General features: G+C 34.3%; 21 protein-coding genes. 17 read left to right on the forward strand and 4 right to left on the reverse strand.

What is annotated here, in order from left to right; all coding sequences use genetic code 11:
* Positions 1–103: 103 nt before the first annotated feature.
* The 10 genes from A0O34_RS07945 to A0O34_RS07990 all read left to right on the forward strand — a co-directional run bounded on the left by A0O34_RS07945 (position 104) and on the right by A0O34_RS07990 (position 12566).
* Entirely contained in the window at positions 104–2104 is a 2001-nt protein-coding gene (locus A0O34_RS07945; RefSeq protein ID WP_066753496.1) for a T9SS type B sorting domain-containing protein, read from the forward strand.
* Positions 2105–2233: 129 nt separating this feature from the next.
* Positions 2234–2860, forward strand: coding sequence for an NAD(P)H-dependent oxidoreductase (locus tag A0O34_RS07950; RefSeq protein WP_066753498.1), 627 nt, complete (start codon positions 2234–2236; stop codon positions 2858–2860).
* A 31-nt stretch (positions 2861–2891) separates the two neighbouring features.
* Positions 2892–4463: an L-aspartate oxidase gene (nadB, locus tag A0O34_RS07955; RefSeq protein WP_066753500.1), complete on the forward strand. Its 1572-nt coding sequence runs from the start codon at positions 2892–2894 to the stop codon at positions 4461–4463.
* Between the two features lie 22 nt (positions 4464–4485).
* A complete protein-coding gene (locus A0O34_RS07960) occupies positions 4486–5127 on the forward strand; it encodes a hypothetical protein (RefSeq protein ID WP_157885979.1) in 642 nt (213 codons plus the stop codon).
* 10 nt (positions 5128–5137) lie between these two features.
* Positions 5138–5998, forward strand: coding sequence for a carboxylating nicotinate-nucleotide diphosphorylase (nadC, locus tag A0O34_RS07965; RefSeq protein WP_066759577.1), 861 nt, complete (start codon positions 5138–5140; stop codon positions 5996–5998).
* A gap of 209 nt (positions 5999–6207) precedes the next feature.
* Positions 6208–8844, forward strand: a complete 2637-nt coding sequence (locus tag A0O34_RS07970; RefSeq protein ID WP_066753504.1) for a TonB-dependent receptor — start codon at positions 6208–6210, stop codon at positions 8842–8844.
* A gap of 95 nt (positions 8845–8939) precedes the next feature.
* Entirely contained in the window at positions 8940–9380 is a 441-nt protein-coding gene (locus A0O34_RS07975) for a hypothetical protein (protein WP_066753506.1), read from the forward strand.
* Positions 9381–9412: 32 nt separating this feature from the next.
* On the forward strand, positions 9413–10405 hold the full coding sequence (locus A0O34_RS07980) for an aspartate-semialdehyde dehydrogenase (RefSeq protein WP_066753508.1): 993 nt from the start codon (positions 9413–9415) through the stop codon (positions 10403–10405).
* A gap of 54 nt (positions 10406–10459) precedes the next feature.
* The gene (locus tag A0O34_RS07985; protein WP_066753511.1) at positions 10460–11458 is read left to right on the forward strand and encodes a cation diffusion facilitator family transporter; all 999 of its coding nucleotides are present in this window, start codon (positions 10460–10462) and stop codon (positions 11456–11458) included.
* A 214-nt stretch (positions 11459–11672) separates the two neighbouring features.
* Positions 11673–12566 (forward strand): hypothetical protein, encoded by an 894-nt coding sequence (locus A0O34_RS07990; protein ID WP_157885980.1) that lies wholly within the window; start codon positions 11673–11675, stop codon positions 12564–12566.
* A gap of 91 nt (positions 12567–12657) precedes the next feature.
* On the opposite strand, the gene A0O34_RS07995 is transcribed toward A0O34_RS07990, so the two are convergent.
* Both A0O34_RS07995 and xrtF read right to left on the reverse strand, forming a co-directional pair.
* Positions 12658–13092, reverse strand: coding sequence for an exosortase F system-associated membrane protein (locus A0O34_RS07995; protein WP_066753515.1), 435 nt, complete (start codon positions 13090–13092; stop codon positions 12658–12660).
* Entirely contained in the window at positions 13079–13609 is a 531-nt protein-coding gene (gene xrtF, locus A0O34_RS08000; protein WP_066753517.1) for an exosortase family protein XrtF, read from the reverse strand. Before xrtF ends, A0O34_RS07995 begins: the two co-directional genes overlap by 14 nt.
* 50 nt (positions 13610–13659) lie before the next feature.
* Between xrtF and A0O34_RS08005 the strand changes: the two genes are divergently transcribed.
* From A0O34_RS08005 to A0O34_RS08030, 6 genes are all read left to right on the forward strand, one after another.
* Positions 13660–14679 (forward strand): aminoglycoside phosphotransferase family protein, encoded by a 1020-nt coding sequence (locus tag A0O34_RS08005; protein WP_066753519.1) that lies wholly within the window; start codon positions 13660–13662, stop codon positions 14677–14679.
* Between the two features lie 28 nt (positions 14680–14707).
* A complete protein-coding gene (locus tag A0O34_RS08010; protein ID WP_066753521.1) occupies positions 14708–15118 on the forward strand; it encodes a RapZ C-terminal domain-containing protein in 411 nt (136 codons plus the stop codon).
* A 95-nt stretch (positions 15119–15213) separates the two neighbouring features.
* Positions 15214–15927, forward strand: coding sequence for a nucleotidyltransferase family protein (locus tag A0O34_RS08015; RefSeq protein WP_066753524.1), 714 nt, complete (start codon positions 15214–15216; stop codon positions 15925–15927).
* An 8-nt stretch (positions 15928–15935) separates the two neighbouring features.
* On the forward strand, positions 15936–16688 hold the full coding sequence (locus A0O34_RS08020) for an LOG family protein (protein ID WP_157886111.1): 753 nt from the start codon (positions 15936–15938) through the stop codon (positions 16686–16688).
* 58 nt (positions 16689–16746) lie between these two features.
* Complete coding sequence (locus A0O34_RS08025) at positions 16747–17217, forward strand: DUF6702 family protein (protein ID WP_228394368.1); 471 nt, start codon at positions 16747–16749, stop codon at positions 17215–17217.
* 69 nt (positions 17218–17286) lie between these two features.
* Positions 17287–17784 carry a hypothetical protein gene (locus tag A0O34_RS08030; protein ID WP_066753529.1) on the forward strand — a complete coding sequence of 166 codons (498 nt, stop codon included), beginning with the start codon at positions 17287–17289 and terminating at the stop codon, positions 17782–17784.
* Between the two features lie 87 nt (positions 17785–17871).
* Here A0O34_RS08030 and A0O34_RS08035 read toward each other — a convergent pair whose 3' ends face one another.
* Both A0O34_RS08035 and A0O34_RS08040 read right to left on the reverse strand, forming a co-directional pair.
* Positions 17872–19293 (reverse strand): DUF5689 domain-containing protein, encoded by a 1422-nt coding sequence (locus tag A0O34_RS08035; RefSeq protein WP_066753537.1) that lies wholly within the window; start codon positions 19291–19293, stop codon positions 17872–17874.
* 25 nt (positions 19294–19318) lie between these two features.
* Complete coding sequence (locus tag A0O34_RS08040; protein WP_066753539.1) at positions 19319–22195, reverse strand: carboxypeptidase regulatory-like domain-containing protein; 2877 nt, start codon at positions 22193–22195, stop codon at positions 19319–19321.
* Positions 22196–22435: 240 nt separating this feature from the next.
* Here A0O34_RS08040 and A0O34_RS08045 point away from each other — a divergent pair, with 240 nt between their 5' ends.
* Positions 22436–23626, forward strand: coding sequence for an endonuclease/exonuclease/phosphatase family protein (locus tag A0O34_RS08045; RefSeq protein WP_066753540.1), 1191 nt, complete (start codon positions 22436–22438; stop codon positions 23624–23626).
* Positions 23627–23629 lie beyond the last annotated feature (3 nt).

Consider the following 23629-nt stretch of genomic DNA (forward strand, 5'->3'; position numbering starts at 1 on the left):
CGGTGTATTAAATTTACGTTTAATCTATTTTTCACTAATTATTTACTGATAAATCGCTAAAACACTGAATATTAATTATATCACAAAAAACAACCTATACAAAATGAAAAAACCTATACTTTTTTATTTATTTATCATTTTAGTTTCCTTTCCTGCACATCTTTTTTCACAAACTTATCAACTTGCAGGAAATCCTGTAAACACAACGGGATGGACAATGGTAGCGCCTACAGTTGTGAATACAGATTTTGTACAGCTTACTCCGGACACCAATGATAAATCCGGTTCTATACGCCTAAACGACCCAATTAACTTAAAATATTGTGACAAATGGAGAGTAGAATTCGACTTTAGAATGGATTCAAACCAAACCTACAACGGTGACGGAATAGCATTCTGGTATTTAGCCAACCCACCCATTGCCAGCGTATTGGGATCAGGAATCGGAGTTTCTCAAAACGCAATAGGTTTCATTACAGCTTTTGACACTTACAATAATGCAACAGGAAGTTCAGGAATGAGTAAAGTGCATGTCGCTTACGGACAGGTTGCCAACACTTTAGATACCAATAATTCTGAATTCTTTAATGTTCCGGGAAGCTCTTTCCATTCGCCAGACCTTAACGCAACATTACCATTTCAGGGAACAACTTATAAACATGTTGAAGTGAGCGGAGAAGTAGACCCAGCCGCTCCGGCCAGTTGGATTGTAAAAATAAGCATTAATGGTACGTTGATCGTCAATCAATCCTTTGCTCCATCTGGTGCAGCCGCAGCAATGACTGTGGGATATTTTGGATTTTCAGCTTCTACAGGAGGTGCAAGATCAAGACATTCTATTAAAAATGTAAAAGTTTATGTAGATAAAATTCCTCTTTTACAAACCGCAATTACTAAGACTCTCTGCCCAGACTTAGCAGGAATGTCAAGTATTGATTTAACATCATTGAACCCGCAGTTTACAGCAAACCCTAATAACTACAACTTTACATATTATATTACAGGAAGCGGAACTCCAATTCCCAATCCTACCAATTTTCAATATAATTCAACCACCAATATTTCTGTTGTCATAAAAGATCCAACATCTGTATTGTGTGATAATAATGATGCAACGGTAGTTTTAAAAGTCGCCCCAACCGTGACAGTTAACGATGCAACATTGAGAGCCTGTTTCATTGAAACAAATCCTGCAACAGGTTTATTTAACCTTACTAATGCTTCTGTAACATCAACACCCGGAACTACTAAAAAATATTATCCTTCATTAACAGATGCGCAAAACGGAACAAATGAAATCAGTTCCACCTTGGCAGCAGCTTATATCGCTCCAACTGGTGTTGTATACATACGAGTAACCAATTCAGATGGCTGTTTTTCAATTGCGAAAGTAAATTTAATTGTACTCGCTCCGGTTTATTCTACCGTTTTAAAAGATAAAACAATCTGTATTGAAGACAAAACGACACTAGATGCAGGTTCTGGATTCGGTGCTTACGAATGGAGCACAGGAGCGATAACACCATCCATCAATAATGTTAGTGTTGGAACGTATTGGGTAAAACTAAAAACAGGAGACTGTACTGCCATTCAGACTGTGAAAGTTTATCCTTCAGAGCAACCGGTAATTACAAGTGTTGATATTTCAAGCAATGATGTAACAGTACATGCAATGGGCGGAAGTGCTCCTTACAAATATTCAATGGATAATGTTAACTGGCAGGATTCAAATGAATTTAAGGATGTTCCGAGAGGAGATAATAAAATTTATATAAAAGACGCTTACGATTGCGAACCTATCGACATTACGATTGTTGTTCCGAATATCATCAACGTAATCACTCCAAACGGAGACGGAATAAACGACGCTATTGATTATTCATCTCTTGCAAGCAAACAAAATCTTGTATTCAATGTTTTCGACAGATACGGAGCTAAAATCCATCAAGGTGACAAATCCACAAGATACAGATGGGACGGAACCATCGCAGGAAGAAAAATTTCTACAGGAAGCTACTGGTATTCTGTAACATGGAACGAAAATGACAAGAAAAATACACCAATTAAATATTCAGGTTGGGTACTGGTTAAGAATAGAGATTAATACAATATCCATTTCAAATAATAAAAGAATCACTTCAATTTTTTTGGAGTGATTCTTTTTTGCATAATTTAGTACGAGATATTTCGTTTTAAGCTTATTTTATTCACATCCAATTCCTAAATTTGTCATATGAATTATTTGGAAGCTTTAAGCAGAAGATATTCTGTAAAGAAATTCAACCACGAAATTATTCCTCAGGAAACACTTCACAACATTCTTGAGTCAGGAAAGCTGTCTGCAAGTTCGCTAGGCCTTCAACCCTACAAAATTACAGTGGTGGAAAGTGAAGAAATGAAGCAAAAATTAATTCCGGCATTTTATAATCCATCACAAATATCTACATGCTCTCATCTTATTGTCATTATTTCAAAAAAGACAATTGGAGAAAGCTATATTCAAGGTTATTTTAATCATATTTCTGAAGTAAGAGATGTTCCGTTAGAGAACCTCGACCTCTTCAAAAACAGCATCAATCAACATATTACTCAAAAAAACAACGATGAAATTTTCAATTGGGCAGAAAAACAATCTTATATAGTTTTGGCTAATTTAATGTATGCCGCAGCTATAGAAAATGTTGACACTTGTCCTATGGAAGGCTACCGTCAAGATCTGATTGAAGAAATTCTAAACATCGATCCCGAAACAGAAAAAGTGACTGTCACTCTGGCATTAGGTTACCGTTCTGAGGAAGATCATTTCCAACACATGAAAAAAGTAAGAAAACCAAACGAAAAATTGTTTAAATTTATTTAATTATTTAGACGATTGTACTTAAAGCAAGCATATGATAAAAGCGGATGTATTAGTAATTGGTTCCGGTATTTCGGGACTTTCTTATGCCATAAAAGTTTCTGAGCAACTTCCCGATGCCAAAATAATCATAGTTACAAAATCTGATGAAGACGAAAGCAACACCAAATATGCACAAGGCGGTTTAGCAGTAGTTACAGATTCTAAAAATGATAATTTTGAAAAACATATTGAGGACACCATGCGTGCCGGAGACGGTGAAAACAAACGCGATGTTGTAGAAATGGTCGTAAGGGAAGCTCCGGCAAGATTCAACGAAATCGTAGAATGGGGCGCTAATTTTGACAAGAAAAATGGAGAATTTGCTTTAGGAAGAGAAGGCGGCCATACGGAAAACAGAATTGTTCACCATAAAGACATTACTGGTTTCGAGATCGAAAGAGCCCTTTTGGAAACAGCTAACAAGAGCCCAAACATTGAGATCCTAGATCATCATTATGTAATCGATATCATTACACAACACCATGTGCCGGGCAAAGAACTAAACCAAGGCGACATCCATTGTTATGGAGCTTATATTTTAGATGAAAAATCTAAAACGATAAAAAAAATCACGTCCAAAATCACTTTGGTTGCTACGGGAGGAGCAGGACATGTTTATAAAAACACCACTAATCCAAAAATTGCAACAGGTGACGGAATTGCTTTTGTAGCCCGTGCGAAAGGTCAGGTTTCCAATATGCAGTATTATCAGTTTCACCCAACAGCTTTATATAGCAAAATTGATGGAATGTTATTTTTAATTTCAGAAGCTGTACGTGGAGATGGTGCAAAATTAAGAACAAAAAGAGGCGAAAAATTCATGCAGAAATATGATGAGCGTGAAGAATTAGCCTCAAGAGATATTGTTGCAAGAGCAATTGACAATGAAATGAAAGTTTCCGGTGATGAATATGTCGGCTTAGACTGTCGCGACATGGATCATGAAAAGTTCTTGGAACACTTCCCAAATATTTATAAAAAATGTAGAGAAGAAGCAATCGATCCTTTCACTCAATTGATTCCTGTAGTTCCAGCTTGTCATTATTTGATGGGCGGAATTGAAGTTGACAAAGATGGACAATCATCCATCAAAAACCTTTTTGCTGTGGGAGAATGTACAAACTCAGGATTACACGGAGCCAATAGACTTGCTTCCAATTCTTTACTTGAAGGTTTAGTTTTCGGACACAATGCCGCCATGAAAACAATGGCATTACTTAATGAAAATAATTTCAACTTTGATGATTTAAAAGCCGTTCCGGAATGGAATGAAGAAGGCATGAAAATCATGGACGAAATGGTAATCGTTTCATATTTAAGAAAACAACTTCAGGAAATGATGAGCGACCTTGTCGGAATCGTAAGAAGCAACAAACGTTTAAATATGGCGCTACAAAAACATCAGGAAATTGCCGCCGCTGTTGACGAGATCTACCACTACTCTATTCTTTCTCCACAATTGTCTGAACTGAGAAATTTAACAACCGTTGCTCACCTCATCATCACCCAATCTATGGAAATGACTGAGAATAAAGGAGCATTTTATAATAAAGATTTAGCTTAAAAAAGTTTTAAAGCAAGGATCAATGGAGATATTCAGCTTGAGAATTTTGACAATTGTTAATATTTTATACTTTTTAAGGGTATTAATGCTGGCAATTGTTTTTGGAATTTTTTGGCTTCTTATTTTCGTTTTAAAACATCACAGTTTAGGCTATTTTATGGGATGGGCATTTTTTTTCCTCTCCGTATTTTTAGGAAAAGATCTATTTAATTATTTAAAAAAAATCATTATTTCCAGAGCAAAACATCCACTTCCTTTAAATCTACTATGCAACATTATTGGATTGGGAAAATCGTATAATTTTGGAAAAGATAAATTTGATTTAGATGAAATCATTAATGACAATAAACTTCCTTTAACTTTTAATTACATAAATAATCATCAACATCCGATTTTACAATTTAATAAAGACAAAATCCTCTTTCACAATCAGGAATATGACTGGAAAGATTTTCGCTGGAAATATTTTTTCTACTCCGAAAACCCTAATGCATATAAACCAAAAGGTGAATATTTAATAGAATTTTCAGGTATCAACCAACACAATATTCGAATAAAAAATAAAATAGAGTTCGGAAAAATAAAAGCTAAAGAAAATGAAGTAATTTTGCTTTTCGTAATTCATGATTTGCTATTCGGAAACAGAGCATCTTACTATTACTAAAATTAAAAATATGAAAAGACCAGCTTACGTTACAGATAAAGTTTTAAAACAATTCATAAAAAACGCTTTAGAAGAGGATATTCAGGATGGAGATCACTCTACCCTTTCTACAATTCCGAAAGATCTTGAGCAGAGTGCGAAACTTTTAGTAAAGCAAAACTGTATTTTGGCAGGTGTAGAATTGGCTGAAATCATTTTTAAAACTTTTGATAAAAACTTAAAAGTTGAGAATTTCATCAAAGACGGAGCTCCTGCAAAAGTTGGAGATGTTGCTTTCATCGTCACTGGAAGCGCAAGATCTATACTTTCCACAGAAAGGCTTGTCTTAAACTGCATGCAGAGAATGAGCGGAATCGCAACCCTTACCAATGACTGGGACTCTCGATTAGTAGGTACTAAAACTAAACTTTTAGATACAAGAAAAACAACTCCTAATTTCAGAGTTTGTGAAAAATGGGCAGTTGCAATCGGTGGCGGAACCAATCACAGATACGGACTTTACGATATGATCATGCTCAAAGACAACCACATTGACTATAATGGAAGCATTACCAATGCAGTGAAAATGGCTAAAGATTACATCAAAAAGAACAAGAAAAAACTAAAAATAGAGGTGGAAACCAGAAACCTTGAAGAAGTTGAGGAAGCCATCAAAGCAAAAGTTGACAGAATCATGCTTGATAATATGAATGTAAAGATGATGAAACAAGCCGTAAAAATGATTAATGGCTCTTGTGAATCCGAAGCATCAGGAGGAATTACCCGCGATATGTTAAAAGAAATCGCTTCTACAGGGGTGACTTATATCTCTGCAGGAGCCTTAACTCATTCCGCAGAGAATATGGATTTGAGTCTCAAAGCCGTGAAATAGCGTTGTATTTTTAATAAAAACAACCCCTATTTGTTAAAAATTCAATAATATGATTTTTTTCATGCGAAAATTCGATTTTAGTTTAAATTTCTAACAATCAATAGCTTACAAGTTATTAAGATTGAGTAAAAATTAACATACAGTTAATATTAGTTAAAATTTATTTCCCCAATTTTGCAGAAAATTAAATCTAACTATTACTCACGATTATGAAATTAATCAACAAATCGATGCTAACTGCGATAATTACTTTATCAACTGCTAGTGTCTATTACGCTCAACAAGTTCAGGATTCAACAAAAACAAAATCCAAAGACATTGAAGAAGTGATATTAACCGGTGTTGCAGATATCGCAAAAGATAGAAAAACACCAGTTGCTGTTTCAACAATCAAAGAAGCACAAATTGTTGAAAAATTAGGAAATCAAGAATTTCCTGAAATTTTAAATACTACTCCATCTGTATATGCAGTTAAAGGAGGTGGTGGTTTCGGTGAAGGGAAACTTAACATTAGAGGTTTTGATCAAAGAAATATTGCAGTAATGATTAATGGTGTTCCTGTGAATGATATGGAATCAGGAGCTGTATATTGGTCTAACTGGGCAGGTATGTCTGACGTAACTTCTGCTATGCAGGTACAAAGAGGACTAGGTTCTTCTAAACTTGCAATTGCGTCTGTTGGAGGTACGGTAAACATCTTAACAAGAGCTGCTGACAAAAAACAAGGTGGTACTGTTTCACTTGGTTTAGGAAATGATGGTTATTTAAAAACACTTTTCGCATATAACACAGGTAAATCTGCTAGCGGATGGTCATCATCATTCTTAATGAGCAGAACAGCAGGAGCAACTTATGCTAACGGAACAGATTTCGAAGCTTATAACTATTATTTTGCATTAGGTTATAAAAAACCTGGAGGCAAACATGAGTTCCAATTTACAATGACTGGAGCTCCACAATGGCATAATAACAGATTTACATTTGTTCCTATGTCTGATTATTTTAAATATGGAGGACAAGATGGAGAACCAAATAGAAAATACAATCCAGACTGGGGTTACAGAAATGGAGAAGAACTTTCTAATAGAAGTAACTACTACCACAAACCTGTTTTATCTTTAAACTGGGATTGGAATATTTCTGAAAAATCTAAGTTAAATACAGTATTTTATGGTTCTTTCGGTCGTGGAGGCGGTGTAAACGGTAATGTTGGACGACTAGGAACTAAAGCATATAATGATGCTACTTTCAAAACAGCTGACGGTCAAATTAACTGGGATGCTATTTTTGCTGCAAATGCTGCAACTCCAGTAAATGCAACAACCCCTAGTGCAAATACAATAGCTCAGGTATCTTCAGTAAACTCTCATAACTGGTTTGGTGCAATTTCTAGTTTCAACCATAAAATTAATGATAACTTCAATTTCTCTGTAGGTATTGATGCAAGATATTATTACGGTTATCACTATCAGCTTATTTCAAATCTATTAGGAGCTAGCGGATTCAAAGATACAGGTAATAAAAACCAACCTTACAATATTGTTTCTAATTCGTTTAATCCAAAACCATCTTGGAATCCGTTTGGAGGAAAAGTAAACGATATCAACGATATGGTAACTTTTGACAATGATGGAGAAGTATTATGGTATGGTGGATTTGGTCAATTAGAATATACTAATGACAAATTATCAGCTTTCGTACAAGGTGCTATTTCTAATCAAGCTTTCCAAAGAATTGACAACTTTATTGTAGATGGACAATCTCTTCTTAATGGAACGTTAATAAGCCCGACAAATCAACCGACAGCTACTAACCCTGTCCTATATCAAAAAACAGGATTTAAAAATATCCTTGGTTACAATATTAAAGCTGGAACTAACTATAATATTGATGAGCACCATAATGTTTTCGCTAATATTGGATACTACTCTAAACAGCCGTTTTTAAACTCTGTATATCCAAATAACAAGAACTTTCTTAACCCTAACTTGACCAATGAAAAAATCTTTGGAATTGAATTAGGATATGGTTTCAGATCAGGAATATTCAATGCTAACGTTAACCTTTACAGAACTTCTTGGAAAGATAGATTCTTAAGAAGAACAGGTATTAATTTTACAGACCCTAATACGGGTACTGTTTACAATAATGCTTATGCTAACATTCAAGGCATTACTGAAATTCACCAAGGTATTGAAATTGACGCAACTGCTAATGTACACAAAATGTTATCCCTAACAGGTATGTTGTCAATGGGAGATTGGTATTACAAAGGGAATGCTACAAGTAACCTTTTTGCAGAAACTAATGAACCTATTAACGTAAATAATGCACCAACAACAACTTTATACCTAGACAAAGTGAAGGTTGGAAGCTCAGCGCAATTTACTGCTGCTGCAGGATTTACATTCAAACCTACAAACTGGTTCTCATTTGATGGGATGTATAGAGGTATCAAAAATCTTTATGCTAACGTAAACCCTATCAACTTCCAAAATGAAGCTTCTGGAGAGAAAGGTGCACTAAAACTTCCTACATTTGGTTTAGTAGATTTAGGGATTACTTTTAAAATTAAATTAAAAGATCCTAAACAATACTTTACTGTAAGAGGAAACGTATATAATGTATTGGATAAAATTTATATTTCTGAATCAAATACCAATACCTTTGCAGACCTTACTAAAACAGAGTATGGAGCAATTAATTCAACTCTTACTCCTGCACAACTTACTACAAACTATGCAGCTTATCAAGCAGCAGGAAATTGGAATGGAGTTAGTCAACAAAACCAAGTTTATTTCGGATTCGGGAGAACATGGTCTGCAACATTATCATTCAACTTCTAATAATATAAAAACATTAGATTTTATAAATATCAATCCCGGCTTATCGCCGGGATTTTTGCTATATTTGTGACTAGAAAAAAAGAAAAAATAGGATTATGGATTTTTACAAGATTTTTCTTAGTGCTCATAAAGGATTTGGGTATTTAGAGTTACTTTTAATAACATTATTTGTTATTGCCCTCTTAACCACAATGTTCGGATACAGTGGAAAAGTGAATAAATTTCTAAAGAAGACTACACTCTTCACAATGATTTTTTTCCACGTGCAGTTCTTAGTTGGAATATGTTTATTATTCATATTCTCACCAGGTTTCAAAGCCGCTTTAGATGCTGGAACATTGATGAAAGATGCATATAGCAGACAAACATTTGTAGAACATCCATTCTCTATGCTAATTGCAGCAGTATTAATGACAATCATTAATAAAAAAGTAAAATCTAGCGATACTATTTCTTTGAAAATTGTAATTATGGGATTAATTGCAGTTGGTTTATTTGCATTCGCATTTCCATGGACAAGAGTCTTTGGAGCTTAATTATATATTAATTTAAATTTTTTAATCAAACAATGAAAGTAGCTGTAGTAGGTTCAACAGGAATGGTTGGACAAGTGATGCTTAAAGTTCTCGAAGAGAGAAATTTCCCTGTAACAGAATTAATTCCGGTAGCTTCGGAAAGATCTATTGGTAAACAGGTGAAGTATAAACAGGTAGATTACACTATCGTAAGCATCGACGACGCTATAGCTGCCAAACCTGATATCGCAATTTTCTCGGCAGGAGGTTCAACATCGCTTGAATATGCACCAAAATTTGCAGAAGCAGGTATTACAGTGATCGATAATTCTTCTGCTTGGAGAATGGATCCTGATAAAAAATTAGTGGTTCCGGAGATCAATGCAAATGTATTGACGAAGGAAGATAAAATCATTGCAAACCCGAACTGTTCTACGATTCAGTTGGTGATGGTTTTAGGTCCGCTAAACAAAAGATATGATTTAAAAAGAGTAATTGTTTCTACCTACCAATCTGTAACAGGAACTGGAAAAGCTGCTGTAGATCAATTAAACGGAGAAATAAACGGAGACGATTCTGTTGCAAAAGTATATCCTTATCAAATTTTTAAAAACGCACTTCCACATTGTGATGTTTTTTCCGATGATGATTATACGAAAGAAGAAATTAAATTAATGAAAGAGCCTAAGAAGATTTTAGGTGACGATACATTTAATTTAACGGCAACGGCAGTAAGAGTTCCGGTTCAGGGAGGACATTCTGAAAGTGTAAACATCGAATTTGAAAACGAATTCGAACTTGATGAAGTAAGAAAGATCTTAGCTGAAACTCCCGGAGTAATTGTAATGGACAACGTTAAGAACAACGAATATCCAATGCCTCTATATTCAGAAGGAAAAGATGAAGTATTCGTCGGAAGAATCAGACGAGACCTCTCGCAGCCGAAAACACTGAATCTCTGGATCGTAGCAGACAATCTGCGAAAAGGAGCTGCAACCAACGCAGTACAGATCGCAGAATACCTGGTAGCAAACAACTTAGTATAAACTAACAAAATAAAAAAGAGTCTCAAAATTGAGATTCTTTTTTTTATCAAACTTATGAACGTTCAGAAGAATATCAATAAAGATAAAATAGGCTTCCAAAAATGGATCGCTGCTTTTGGAGTTATCTTATTCATCGGAAAACTCGTTGCATGGAAACTTACAAATTCCGATGCCGTATTTTCTGATGCGATGGAAAGTATCGTCAATGTCATCAGTGCATTTATGGGGCTTTACTCTTTACATCTTGCTGCAAAACCAAAGGACGAAGACCATCCTTACGGCCACGGAAAAGTAGAATTCGTAACAGCGGGAATAGAAGGTGCTTTGATCGCTATTGCGGGTATCATGATTATCTATGAAGGTGCAAACAGCTTAATAACTGGCAAAATATTAAATAAACTTGACTGGGGAATCTGGATCATTGCCGCCACTGCAATCGTTAATTATTTTCTGGGTTATATTTCCATTAAAAAAGGAGAAAGCGAAAACTCATTAGTTCTTATCGCTTCAGGAAAACATTTGCAGTCGGACACTGTTACAACATTGGGTGTTGTGATCAGTTTAGTGATTGTTTATTTCACTAAAATTTATTGGATAGATTCTGCTGTTGCCTTACTTTTTGGAGCTTACATCATTTTCGTAGGCTATAAAATAGTCCGTAAATCTTTAAGCGGAATTATGGATGAACAAGACCCAGATCTTTTAAACCAAATCGTTAAAGTTCTGGAAAACAACAGAAAAATTGAATGGATTGATGTTCATAATATGAAAATCCAGCAATTTGGAGCCTCGCTGCATATCGATGCGCATATTACGCTTCCTTGGTATTACACACTTCGTGATGCCCACAAAGAAATGGAAAACGTGATTATTCTTTTAGCTAAAAATACAAAACGTACCGTAGAGTTTAATTTTCATATGGATGATTGCAGAACGATTTCATGTCCAGTTTGTCAGATCGCAGACTGTCCTGTTCGCGAAAGAGAATTCGTAAAAAGAGTTGAATGGACGGCAGAAAATGTTACCCGAGAGGTTAAACACACGATAAATTAATTTGAAAGCAATCATTTTTATTAAAATTTCTTTTTTTTCCATCCGTTAAACAATACTACAAACAAACTTCAACACATCCAAAACAAACTAAAAATCAATAACTTACAAAATGTAGTATAATTGTAGAAGCCCAAAAATAAAGATTCATTATACATATTGTTATAATTTTGCTCTTAAATATTAAGACACTTTTTTAACTAAAAAACAAAGTATAATGAAAAAACATTTTCTTCTCATCATATTATTAAACATCATGACTTTTGGACAAGTTGGCATAAATACAGCTGACCCAGAATCCACATTTGATATAAAAGCACAAAATCCATCTGGAATCTCGACAAGGCCTGAAGGGCTTCTTATTCCAAGAGTAGACAGAGAAAGAGCACAATCTATGATTGGTGTAAAAAATTCTACTCTCATTTATGTAGATGATGCAACAACAGGTACGCAAGCAGATACAGCTCAGAACATCAATAATCCCGGATATTATTATTTCAATGGAACAGCTTGGGCAAAACTTGATAATGAAGCAACATTAGCAAATAATGGAGACGGAACTTATACATATATTTCTGAAAATGGAAATACAACATCTATAAAAGGTAACGGAACCTTAAGCGGTACAGGAATAATACAAGTAAATACAGGTACAAATGCTACTGATGCATTATTCACAAATGCATCTATCAGTATTAGCGGTGGAACTCCGGGACAAGTATTGACTACCAACACCTCAGGACAACCTTATTGGAATACCCACAAAAACGTTTTAAACATTAGAAGAGTTAATTCAAATCAAGCATTTAATCCTTTAAGTGATGACGTATTACTTGTTGATTTAATAGGCATGCCAAGCACTGGTACAGTGACCATAACCTTTTCAACACATCCACTTTTCCGAGGTACTAAAGGAAGAGTATTTACAATAAAAAGAGTTGACGATGGGCCCGCAAATCTTGTTATCGGAGGAGGGATCGCATCAGGTGTAGTAAGTATTTTTGATGATACAGAGACTCAAATTGTTGTTCCTCCAAAAACTACAATACAACTTCTACAGGAATCTGATGACTTAACCGGATTTAAGTTTCAGACAATTTCAAAATTTTAGTTCTTTCAATTTTTAATTGTTTATTGCAAACTTCGGCTTTGTAAAAATTACACTTACGGGGTCGAAGTATTTTATATATATAGAAAGGAAGCTAGTTTTTCTTCAGCATTTGCTTTCTATAATAAAAAAGTGGTATAATCAATAGCAAGATCAAAGGCTGAATCACAAATCTTCTCATATAAAAAGAAAACAGATAACCAACTTCAAATCTGTCATAAATACAATACAGATAAATCGGGAAGGTAATTGCGAAAATTATTGTTATTAATAAAGCTCCTTGAATCGTCCATTCTTTATTTTTAAATATAAAATGAATGATTACACAAGAGAATAATAAGTTTAAAATAAATCTGAAAAGATGCCCAATAATTAATTTTCCCCACTCAAAATCGGGAAATGGAATATTTTTATTGGCTTCATGAAAATAGTTGAGAAAAGGATCATAGAAGATTTTGTCCTCAAGCGCTCTCACACCTATAAGTCCGCACACTCCTATTATTACGAGAAACCAACTAAGAATTTTCATTTTTTAAAGCAAAGAATTTAATCCAAACAAGCCAAAGCAGAACCACACTACCATAAATAACAGCCGGAAAAGCATAATCATGTGCAATTTTTCCGTATTCTTTATGATCTGTAAATACAATATTCAAACCTGCAATCCTCAGAACATTCATAACATGAAGCAGTAAAAGACCGATTAACGCAAAAGCAAATGTCTTGAAACCTTTATAAAAAGCAAAAACAAAAGATACAAACAAAATCATGACAGAAACAGCATTACACCCCTCCACCATTTTTGTTGCATAACCCGTTTTCACATGAAACCAAACCGATTCGCCTGCAACATCATCATGTAATTTTGTAGGATAATTCATAGTATTCTGAACATACATCACCTGATCCGCGATCATTTTTGAAAAAGAATCGAGACCTTTTCCTTTAAAACCATTCAGATAAAACTGATACCCAAAAAGCAACACCAGATAGATGATGATGAAACGCAATAAAATGCTTAAAACTGGTTTAAAATCCTTTAGCATATCGCAAAGATAAAAAATCAACTGATAATTAGTATATTTGTTTCCATATTATGACTTCCGAAAACGCAAAACGATTTTTTGAAAACTATATCGGTGAAAAATCTTATGAGTTCATCACATTGGCCCAAAGCGGTTCTGCGAGGGTAAATTTCGTGGCAACATCCGATAACAAAAAGTACATTATCACTTACAATGAGAATCTTCCGGAGAATGAAAGTTTTTTTTATTTTTCAGAGATATTTTCTCAACTAAACCTCAACACTCCAACTATTTTCGCCATTTCTGATGACCGAAAAATATATATTCAGGAGTTTTTGGGCGGGAATACACTTTCTGAAATTATCTCAAAAGAAGGTTTATCCGAGAATGTAAAATCTTTGGTAAAACAGACGCTTGAAAAACTTTTTCAGCTTCAAATTCAGACTCAGGGGAAAATAGACTTTAATCAAACTTTTGAATATGAGAGTTATGATGAGCTTCCCGTGATACACGATTTATATTACTTTAAAAACTTCGTGGCCGATATTCTTGAACTTGAATATCACAAGTCTACTCTACTAAAAGAATTTAAAAAGATCGTCAACCTCATCGAAAACCTTGAACCAAAAGGATTAATGATCCGTGATTTTCAGGCAAGAAATATTATGGTGAATGAAAATAATGATGTTTCATTTATCGATTATCAGTCTGCAATGAAAGGTCCGTTGATGTATGATGTTATTTCTTTTCTATTTCAGGCTAAAGCTAATTTTCCTGAAGATTTTAAAAATGAAATGCTTCAATTCTACATTCAACAATTTGAAAATAAAGAAACCCAACTTCAACTAAAAGGTTCGGTTAAGCCAATTCAGATGATGAGATTCTTACAGGTTTTGGGAGCTTATGGTTTCAGAGGATTAATTCAAAGGAAACAACATTTCATTGCAAGCATAGAAAAAGGCATTGAAAACATTACAGAATTTGCTCAAAATTGGGAAAATATGAAAGATTATCCTGAAATTGAAAAAGTGATACAACAGTTGAATTTGGAGAAAACGAAGTTGAAAATTGAGGAAGTTTTAAACCATTAAAATCCACAACAATTAAATATAAAAGAAAATGCTACACATAGACATTCACAGTTTTTCATACAAAAAAGGAGGAATTCCTAAGGACGAATCAGGAAACGGAGGTGGTTTCACTTTCGACTGCAGAGGAATTTTGAATCCCGGAAGAGTTGAAGAATATAAAATTCAGACAGGAAACGACATCGGCGTTCAGGAATATCTTGAAACAAAAACCGAAATGCCTCAATTTTTAGAACTCATAAAAAGCATGGTTTCAATTAATATCGATAATTATCTGGGAAGAGGATTTGAAAACTTACAGATCAATTTCGGATGTACGGGCGGACAACACAGATCGGTTTATTCAGCAATAAAAATTGCTCAGTTTATTGAAGAAAAATATGGTGAAAAAGTTGAGATCAGCCTTCACCATGACGAACAACACCAACTGAATCATAAGTAATAAGTAATGTGCAATAGGTAATATTTTTAACTTCGTTAATTTATTATTTATATATTCATCATTACTCATTACCAATTACTCATTACCCATAAAATATGAAGGCTTTAATTTTTGCAGCAGGAAAAGGTACCCGTCTGAAACCTTTTACAGATCATCATCCAAAAGCTTTGGCTAAGGTAAATGGCATTCCGCTTTTAGAAAGAAATATAACTTATCTTAAAAGTTTTGGAATCACGGATTTTGTCATTAACATCCATCATTTTGGAGATCAGATAGTTGAATTTTTAAAGAAAAACAATAATTTCAATTGCAATATTGAAGTTTCGGATGAAGCCAATGAATTGTTGGAGACCGGCGGTGGTTTGATTTTTGCTAGAAGATTCCTTGATCATGGGGAAGATTTTTTAATCATGAATGCTGATATTTTAACAGATATAAACATCACTGATCTTGTAAACTATCACAAAAAGATAAAAGATTTCGCTACTTTAGCCGTTTCGGATAGGGAAAGTTCAAGAAAATTACTTTTCAATGATGAACTGGTTTTAAGAGGCTGGCTCAATGTCCAAACCGGCGAACAAAGACTTGCAGAATTTAATAAAGGATTCAAGGCGTTGGCTTTTAGCGGCGTGCATTGTATCAACCCTATCATTTTTAATAAAATAAAAAGAACAGGCAAATTTTCTATTATGGAAGAATATCTGGATCTGATGCATACCGAGAAAATACACGGTTTTGTACACGACAACATCCTGGTGGATGTGGGAAGACCAGAATCTATAATAGTAGCCGAAAAACATTTTAAATAATCTTCATGATGGAACTTGATGGAACGAGAGATGAAAGTTTGGTAAATCCGGAACTTGATATTAACGAAACAAAACTTCACAATAGTTTAAAACAAAAAGCCTGGGACGAGATCATTACCAAGGATAGTTGGATGGTTTTCAAGGTGATGGCGGAATTTGTAGACGGTTATGAAAAACTGGCTAAAATTGGCCCATGTGTGTCTATTTTTGGGTCTGCAAGGCTAAAGCCCGAAAGCAAATATTACGAAATGGCCGTAGAAATTGCCGAGAAAATCACAAAAATCGGTTTCGGAATCATCACCGGAGGCGGTCCAGGAATTATGGAGGCCGGAAATAAAGGTGCTTTCAATGCAAAAGGAAAATCGATCGGTTTAAATATTGATCTGCCTTTTGAGCAGCATTTCAATCCTTATATCAACAAGTCTTATTCAATGAATTTTGATTACTTCTTCGTAAGAAAAGTAATGTTCGTAAAATATTCTCAAGGTTTTGTCGTAATGCCGGGAGGATTCGGTACCTTGGACGAGCTTACGGAAGCAATGACGTTAATTCAAACCAACAAAATAGGGAAATTCCCAATCGTTTTGGTAGGATCTGAATTTTGGGGCGGATTACTGGATTGGTTTAAAGCAACTTTGTTAAAAGAAAAAATGATCGCAGAAGATGATCTTGATCTTTACAGAGTGGTAGACACGGCTGACGAAGCTGTTGCACATATCAAAGCGTTTTACGATAAGTATTCTGTGAACGTAAATTTTTAATTGGCATATTATTTGTGAACTATAAACTACAAACATGATTGTAAATCTATTAATTAAAATGAAAAAACTTATATATATATCAGGAATATTAACATTTTTTACGTTAATGAGTTTCATGAATGTAGACTTTTTCTCTTCAATGACTAAAGTTGATTATATTGATGGAAGCAAGACGTTGAAGTTTACCACAAAGATGAATACGAACCATATTTCGGATGCCATAAAAATAAATCCTAACACAGCAGGATTTGAAGCAGAAGTAAAGAAATATGTAAATAATAACTTTGACGTGTACGTTAATGGCTCTCCAAAGACAATTACCTTCACAGGTAGCCAGGTAAGCGGAGAAACAGTTTGGGTATATTTTGAAACCAGCGGAGTTTCAGACATAAGTACCATGAAAATTAAAAATACAATACTTTTAAGCGCTTTTCCAAAGCAGATTAACTTGGTTAATATTGCTTATAAAGGAAGTCAGAAAACAATGAACTTCCAACGAGGAAAAGAAGTGAATGAAGTTTCTTTTTAAAAGAAAAAATTTAGTTTAAATAATAGACCACTGTTTTTTGCAGTGGTTTTTTTTGTTAAGATTTAGATTATGAAATATTATTTATTAAACAATAAACAGACTGTATTCTTTTATGCATTTTTTAGGCAGATCGATTTATCATTAGATAGATCGAGATGGACATCCTTTAATGATTTACAATATTACTACTCCGATAAAATTTCTCCGGAACATGTAATTAAATATTCTGACAATATTCCTTTTGAAGAAAAATCAATAACAAGAATTAATAAATTTAAGTTTTTTTTCAAAAAAGGATTAAGAGAAGAAGAATTTGAATATTTCAAGAATCTTCTATTATTATTTGATAAATTTCTTAAATCTAATGAGATAAATTACATTATACAGATGGAAAAATTAAGAATAGATATAGCAGTATTTTACAATAACGTCTTGGGTTCAAAAATGTCAAGAAAAGACTTGAAAAGAACAATGAAAATTGAGCATTATTACCAAAACCCTTTAATACAAACCATTGAATTAAAAGAATTCGTACCAAATGATTTTGAAGATAAATTAATAGTTTAAAATTATGATAAACAATAAATCCGCCTCATTGCTGAGACGGATTCGTTTATTTATATAAGAATATTGCTATTCTAAACTATATTGATATTACTCAATTCTGATATTATCAATCTGAAGATCATAATTTCCTGAAGTACCTGTTTTGATCGCAAACATATCTTTTCCAGCAGTTAGGTTAAGATCTGTTAAACCTGTAAGATTTAACTCAACCAGTCTCCATTGTCCATTTGTATTGATTGATCCTGTATATGCGTTAGCACTTTCAGTATCTAAAATCGCACCAGTTGTAAATGTTCCTAGGTTGAATGTATAGAAGACAGGCGTACTACCCGTTGTTTTATATACGTTGAAAGAAAGCGATTTTCCTGTTGCTGTACCTTTGATATAAAACGTAATTCTTTTCGGAACTGCAGGCAATCCTGTAGCAGCCGTAGAGGTAAATACATAATCGTTTGCTGTAGGAATCCCTTTAATCTGAAGTGAATTTGTTCCGTTAAATCCTAAACCAGTACCTTGAGTTGCATAAGGCTTAAGTCCGAAACTATTTACACCTGATAAGAAAGTCGCCCAGTTTTCAAAATCAGAACCAGGGAAAAGGTTCACAGCAGAAGCTGAAGGGTTTTCCGGCGCTCCTGGAGAGAATCTTTCACCAGTGAACACCATATCATCCAAACTTCTGATATAAGCCTGCTCTGTAAATACTGTAGCAGTAGGGTTACTTGGATTTGTATAACGGCTCAGGCAAAGAACGATATCTCCACTTTTTGCATATTTAGGAGAGATTGGTGATTTAGCAAACGTTGCATAATTACTGAAACGAAGGTCTAATCTCGCAGCTTTTTTATCTGTAATATAACGATCTCCTGTTGCCGTATCATCACCAAAATTCTTTGTTAATTCAGCATCTTCGAACTGAACATTTTTAATTTTGATAAGTTGGTTGATGTGCGCCCCATTTTTAAGAGCATCAGCGATAGAATTAAATTCTAATGGCTTCATTACAGCAACTATCGGTTTTTGTCCATCACAAACTCTTGCAATGTAATTAGAAACTTTATTTGGATTAATCCTTCCTACAGAGTAGCTTGGATCATATGAACCAATTTTAATATTCCCATTAGAAGCCTGAACAATAAGTCCCTTTAAGTTAATTCTAACCAAAGCTCCTGTAGGAAAATCTAAATACTGATTTCCTCCATCAATATCAATCTCTATACCTTGTGTTGGATTTTCAGGCTTATCCTGAAGGAACATCATTTTATAAATGTTTCCAGATTCATCATTTGAACCTACATAAGCTTCAACGATATAATCTTCTTTAACAATATCAGCATCAGTAGGTTTAGGTTTTGCAATTGTTGCAAGATCTGTTAATTTATGATTAGCTGCAGCAAATTTGTTTGTACACTTAATTTCCGGAACATCATAATCATCGGATTTTACACAAGACGATAACGTCAACATTGAAAGGGCACTAAATACAGCCGCTTTAAAATATATATTTTTCATTGTTTTCGATTTTTAAAGTTATTTATTAGAATCTAAATTGAAGATTAACAAAATAAGATCTTCCTTGAGAGTACCAGTATTTAGGAGCAAATACCATATTTCCACTATCATAATCATTTGCATAATCATTATAGTTAACGTTTCTGGTCTGTTCAAATCCTCCTGTAATATAATTTTTATTATTAAGAATATTATTAACAGAGGCAGACACCAATACATAATACTTTCCGAACATCCACGATTTACCTGCATTGGCATTCAAGAAGAATGAGCTAGGCAGTTTTGTAGGTGTAAGAACTCTTGCTAACTCTTCATCAGTTACATTGTCATAAGGTACTCCCGGTGTATTTGGATTGGAATAAAATCTTTCCGTTCTCGTTACCGGAGAAGGATCTAGATATGAATGTCCGAAATAGTTCCAGTTTGCACCAACCCACCAGTATTTAGGGCTGCTATATCTTAGACCTATGTTATATGCCTCTTGAGGCGTTCCTCCTTGTTTGTAATTTTTTAACGTAGCCTCACCCATATTAGTATATGATCTTGATACTAAATTACCGTTACCATCAAGCTCTCTGAATGTTCCAACTGCGTCAGAAGCAAAATAAACTGTAGGGTTATTGGTATAAGTATATTGTCCTAAACTTAATAATCCACTAGCCGTTAATGTAGGAGTAATTTTAACTTGTGCACCAAGCTCAACACCCATATTTCTCTTATTCGCGCCTGCAAGTACCTGAGTAATAAATGCACCGTCCTGAACAGGAGTCTGGTCGCCATTTTCACTCAATGTAGTCAACTTAACTCCTTGTGCAAAGTATCTTTGAACACTTGTCTCATTCTGAGTATTAACAAGATAACCTGTCAATCTCACCTTAACAATCGGAGTAGCTATTACATAACTCAAATCATTGGCATCAATAACAACGTTTTTGATATTTGGAGTTACAACCCCACTTACTCTTGCATTGAAATAAATATCATTTAAGAAAGGTGACTGTGAGAAGTAAGCTCCATTATAAACTAGGAAATTTCTACCGTTGATTCTATAGGTAATCTGACCTTTAACACCAACATTCCAAAAGTTTTTCTGTTCTCCTTTTCCGTAAGATGACGGATATAAATAATGTTGGAATAAGCCCTCTCTGCTATTATTTGTATATCCGAATAATCCAGAAACAAAAATATCAAATTTCCCTGTTGAGAATTTAACTGCCGGATTTACTTTTACCTCCTGTCTTCTGAAAATATAATCATACCCAATCTTGTCTCCTTCTCTTTTAGCAACAGAAGCATCGGATTCTTGTATATTATATTTCCCCCAAACGCTTCCTGCATCAGTATTAGAAGCAAATGCGTCCATATTCAGTGCAAAATCAGCACCTAACAAATCATTTACCTCTCTGTACTGCTCAGATTTATAATTTTGATAAGACACATTTAAAATAAAACGAGAAGTATCATTAAAGTTATACGTATAATGTGTTGATACATTGAATGTTTTATCATCTTTCACATCATCCACAAGGTAATATGCAGCTCTTCTTCCTCCAAATTGAGGCATATAAAGATCTCCGTTTCTATTGGCATTATAAAGATTATCCCAGTTGATTTGCGTATGTGATTGATCATCATTGGTCCACCAATCAGTAGTAATTCCAATATTCTCAGCTTGTGCAGGAGCTGGATTTTTATAATTCAACCAATAACTTGGCAAATTACGGTAGTATGTTGGCGAAGGGTTGTTCGCTCTATACCAATCCAATCTTGAACTATAGTCCTTACCGAACTGATAAGATACAGATGTCCATAGTTGAGATTTCTTATTGATTTTCCAGAAATCCTGTAATTGAAGCAATGGCTGGAAACCTCTTCTTACTCTCTCACTTCTTTTTTCTCCATCTTGCCAACCCCAGTAAGAGTTATAATGAATTCCTCTGAAATCATATACTTCCTGAGTATTTGGGCTGGAAGTACTTCTATTATATTTAGAACCAATGGCATTGAATGTCATGGAATGGTTGTCATTGAATTTTTTTTCAATCCCAAGATAACCGCTGTATGCGTCATAGAAAGTACCATCCTGTATTCCTTCCTGAGCCCATCTTCTGGCAATCATTCCAGTAAAAGCCCAGCCTTTACTACTCATTCCAGAAGAATATCTATAAGATAATCTATTGGTATAGTTTCTGTTCGTTAATGAGTATGTCAGCTGACTTCCTTTTCTATAATCACTCGCTTTTGTATTTTTATAAATAACCGAGCTGTTTCCACCAAATGCATATTCTGAAGGAGCATGATTTGCTGAAATTTCAGGGTATCTTGTGATTTCGTTAAGACCACCCCAGTTTCCAAAATCAACATTACCATTATCAGATTCAACCATAGAAACACCATTCAACATTGATTCTACAGACCTTCCGTCAATTCCTCTTGGACGGAACCAGTAAAATCCTAGATCAAATGCCGCGATTCTACTGAAGACATCCTGAGAAGACTGTAGCAAACCTACTGTTGAAGATTGGTTGTTACCACCTTCATCACTATTGTCGCTGTCTATAATTGTCAATCCCTGATCTGCGTTTGTAAGGGTCGGATAAAGAGTAATAGATCCTAGATCCTTTCTTTTCTCGTCACTGGTTACGTCAAACTCCATTACTTTTGTTTCGTAATTCGGTTTTGCAATCAGAATTTGGTAATGCCCCGGCTGCAAATCAACAAACTGGAAATATCCAATTTTATCGGCCGTTACATCATTGTCATTCCCTTTAAGATCTACTTCTGCCCTTTCAATGGGCTTCCCGTCAGCATCTTTAAGATACGCAAATACAGTAGTCTGCGCAAAATAGAATGAAGCGGGAAGTAAAGTAAATAAAGAGACTAATGATAGTTTTTTAATCATGAGTATATTATTTTTTTTTAAATACTTTTTACCTTAATTATCAATAGGTTAAAACTTGGGGGCACAAATTTAGTCAAAATTTATAATTAACAATTTTTTTAACATTATTTTTTCTTAACATTGCAAGCTTTTAAGATAAAAACGAGTAGCTCTTCATTAAATTATTATAAATTTACAAATAATTAAAACTGAAAGAGTTAAAAAAAAGTAAATTTGTCGATTAATTAATTTTAATATTAAATGAGAAAATTTTTAAGTTTTATTGCTGTGATTTGTGCGGTAATGACTTTTGCACAACAGCAAGGTAAATTAAGAAAAGTTGCCGCAGTAGGCTTTTTAAATGTAGAAAACCTTTGGGACACGATACGTTCCGCAGACTATATAGACGGCACGAAAGACATAAAAAATCCGGCTTTCCATAGAAGTATTCCTTTGGATTCGATTAAATTTTTAGAAGCCGAAAAATATGATGGAAATTGGAGCGACAGTTCTCTAAAAGGTAAAAAAGCAGTAAGATATCAAAGTGGATCTGAGGAATTTACGCCAAGCAGCGGTAAAAATTACAATACTAAAATTTACAAAGCAAAATTGGCTAATGAAGCTAAAGTAATTTCAGAACTTGGTTCACAATACACAAAAACGGCTCCGGCAGTTGTTGGTTTAATCGAGGTTGAAAACAGACAGGTTATTCAGGACTTAATTAAGCAACCAGCTCTGGCAAAATTCGATTACGGAATTATTCATTACAACTCTTATGATTACAGAGGAATTGATGTCGCTTTGATCTATCAAAAAAGAAGATTTACAGTAACAAATTCTCTTAAAAAAGAATTGAAAGTTTACGGTGACGACGGAAGAAGAGAATACACAAGAGATATTTTGGTAGTTACAGGCTTCCTAGATAATGAAAAAGTAGCATTCTTCATGAATCACTGGCCTTCAAGAAGAGGTGGTGAAGCGATTTCTTTACCAAAAAGAAACGCAGCCGCAGCTTTGCTAAAACAACAAATGGACAGTATAAGAACCGCAGATCCTACGACGAAACTTTTCGCAATGGGTGATTTTAATGATGATCCTGTGAGTTCAAGTTTAAAAAATCATTTAAAAGCTCAGGCAAGTCCGAAAGATTTAAGTGATGCAAATCCTTATCTTAACTTAATGTATCCTTTATACAAAAAAGGAGTTGCTTCTTTGGCTTATCAGGATGCACCGAACTTATTTGATCAGATTATTGTTTCTAAGAATTTAATTTCTGATCAAGTAATGAAAGAATATTCTGTTTTCAAGGCTGAAATTTATGCCCCGGCATATTTAGTCAATAAAGAAGGAAATTATAAAGGCTATCCTTTCAGATCCTGGAATGGGGATCAGTTTACAGGAGGCTACAGTGACCACTTTCCTGCATTTGTGATACTTCAAAAAGAACCTTAAAAT

It is taken from the genome of Chryseobacterium glaciei (genome assembly GCF_001648155.1).
Taxonomy (GTDB): Bacteria; Bacteroidota; Bacteroidia; order Flavobacteriales; family Weeksellaceae; genus Chryseobacterium; species Chryseobacterium glaciei.

What these genes read in the sequence shown, in the direction of transcription:
- A0O34_RS07945 (WP_066753496.1), top strand. Translation starts at nt 104, where the DNA reads ATGAAAAAACCTATACTTTTTTATTTATTTATCATTTTAGTTTCCTTT.
- A0O34_RS07950 (WP_066753498.1), top strand. Translation starts at nt 2,234, where the DNA reads ATGAATTATTTGGAAGCTTTAAGCAGAAGATATTCTGTAAAGAAATTC.
- nadB (WP_066753500.1), top strand. Translation starts at nt 2,892, where the DNA reads ATGATAAAAGCGGATGTATTAGTAATTGGTTCCGGTATTTCGGGACTT.
- A0O34_RS07960 (WP_157885979.1), top strand. Translation starts at nt 4,486, where the DNA reads ATGGAGATATTCAGCTTGAGAATTTTGACAATTGTTAATATTTTATAC.
- nadC (WP_066759577.1), top strand. Translation starts at nt 5,138, where the DNA reads ATGAAAAGACCAGCTTACGTTACAGATAAAGTTTTAAAACAATTCATA.
- A0O34_RS07970 (WP_066753504.1), top strand. Translation starts at nt 6,208, where the DNA reads ATGAAATTAATCAACAAATCGATGCTAACTGCGATAATTACTTTATCA.
- A0O34_RS07975 (WP_066753506.1), top strand. Translation starts at nt 8,940, where the DNA reads ATGGATTTTTACAAGATTTTTCTTAGTGCTCATAAAGGATTTGGGTAT.
- A0O34_RS07980 (WP_066753508.1), top strand. Translation starts at nt 9,413, where the DNA reads ATGAAAGTAGCTGTAGTAGGTTCAACAGGAATGGTTGGACAAGTGATG.
- A0O34_RS07985 (WP_066753511.1), top strand. Translation starts at nt 10,460, where the DNA reads ATGAACGTTCAGAAGAATATCAATAAAGATAAAATAGGCTTCCAAAAA.
- A0O34_RS07990 (WP_157885980.1), top strand. Translation starts at nt 11,673, where the DNA reads ATGAAAAAACATTTTCTTCTCATCATATTATTAAACATCATGACTTTT.
- A0O34_RS07995 (WP_066753515.1), bottom strand. Translation starts at nt 13,092, where the DNA reads ATGAAAATTCTTAGTTGGTTTCTCGTAATAATAGGAGTGTGCGGACTT.
- xrtF (WP_066753517.1), bottom strand. Translation starts at nt 13,609, where the DNA reads ATGCTAAAGGATTTTAAACCAGTTTTAAGCATTTTATTGCGTTTCATC.
- A0O34_RS08005 (WP_066753519.1), top strand. Translation starts at nt 13,660, where the DNA reads ATGACTTCCGAAAACGCAAAACGATTTTTTGAAAACTATATCGGTGAA.
- A0O34_RS08010 (WP_066753521.1), top strand. Translation starts at nt 14,708, where the DNA reads ATGCTACACATAGACATTCACAGTTTTTCATACAAAAAAGGAGGAATT.
- A0O34_RS08015 (WP_066753524.1), top strand. Translation starts at nt 15,214, where the DNA reads ATGAAGGCTTTAATTTTTGCAGCAGGAAAAGGTACCCGTCTGAAACCT.
- A0O34_RS08020 (WP_157886111.1), top strand. Translation starts at nt 15,936, where the DNA reads ATGGAACTTGATGGAACGAGAGATGAAAGTTTGGTAAATCCGGAACTT.
- A0O34_RS08025 (WP_228394368.1), top strand. Translation starts at nt 16,747, where the DNA reads ATGAAAAAACTTATATATATATCAGGAATATTAACATTTTTTACGTTA.
- A0O34_RS08030 (WP_066753529.1), top strand. Translation starts at nt 17,287, where the DNA reads ATGAAATATTATTTATTAAACAATAAACAGACTGTATTCTTTTATGCA.
- A0O34_RS08035 (WP_066753537.1), bottom strand. Translation starts at nt 19,293, where the DNA reads ATGAAAAATATATATTTTAAAGCGGCTGTATTTAGTGCCCTTTCAATG.
- A0O34_RS08040 (WP_066753539.1), bottom strand. Translation starts at nt 22,195, where the DNA reads ATGATTAAAAAACTATCATTAGTCTCTTTATTTACTTTACTTCCCGCT.
- A0O34_RS08045 (WP_066753540.1), top strand. Translation starts at nt 22,436, where the DNA reads ATGAGAAAATTTTTAAGTTTTATTGCTGTGATTTGTGCGGTAATGACT.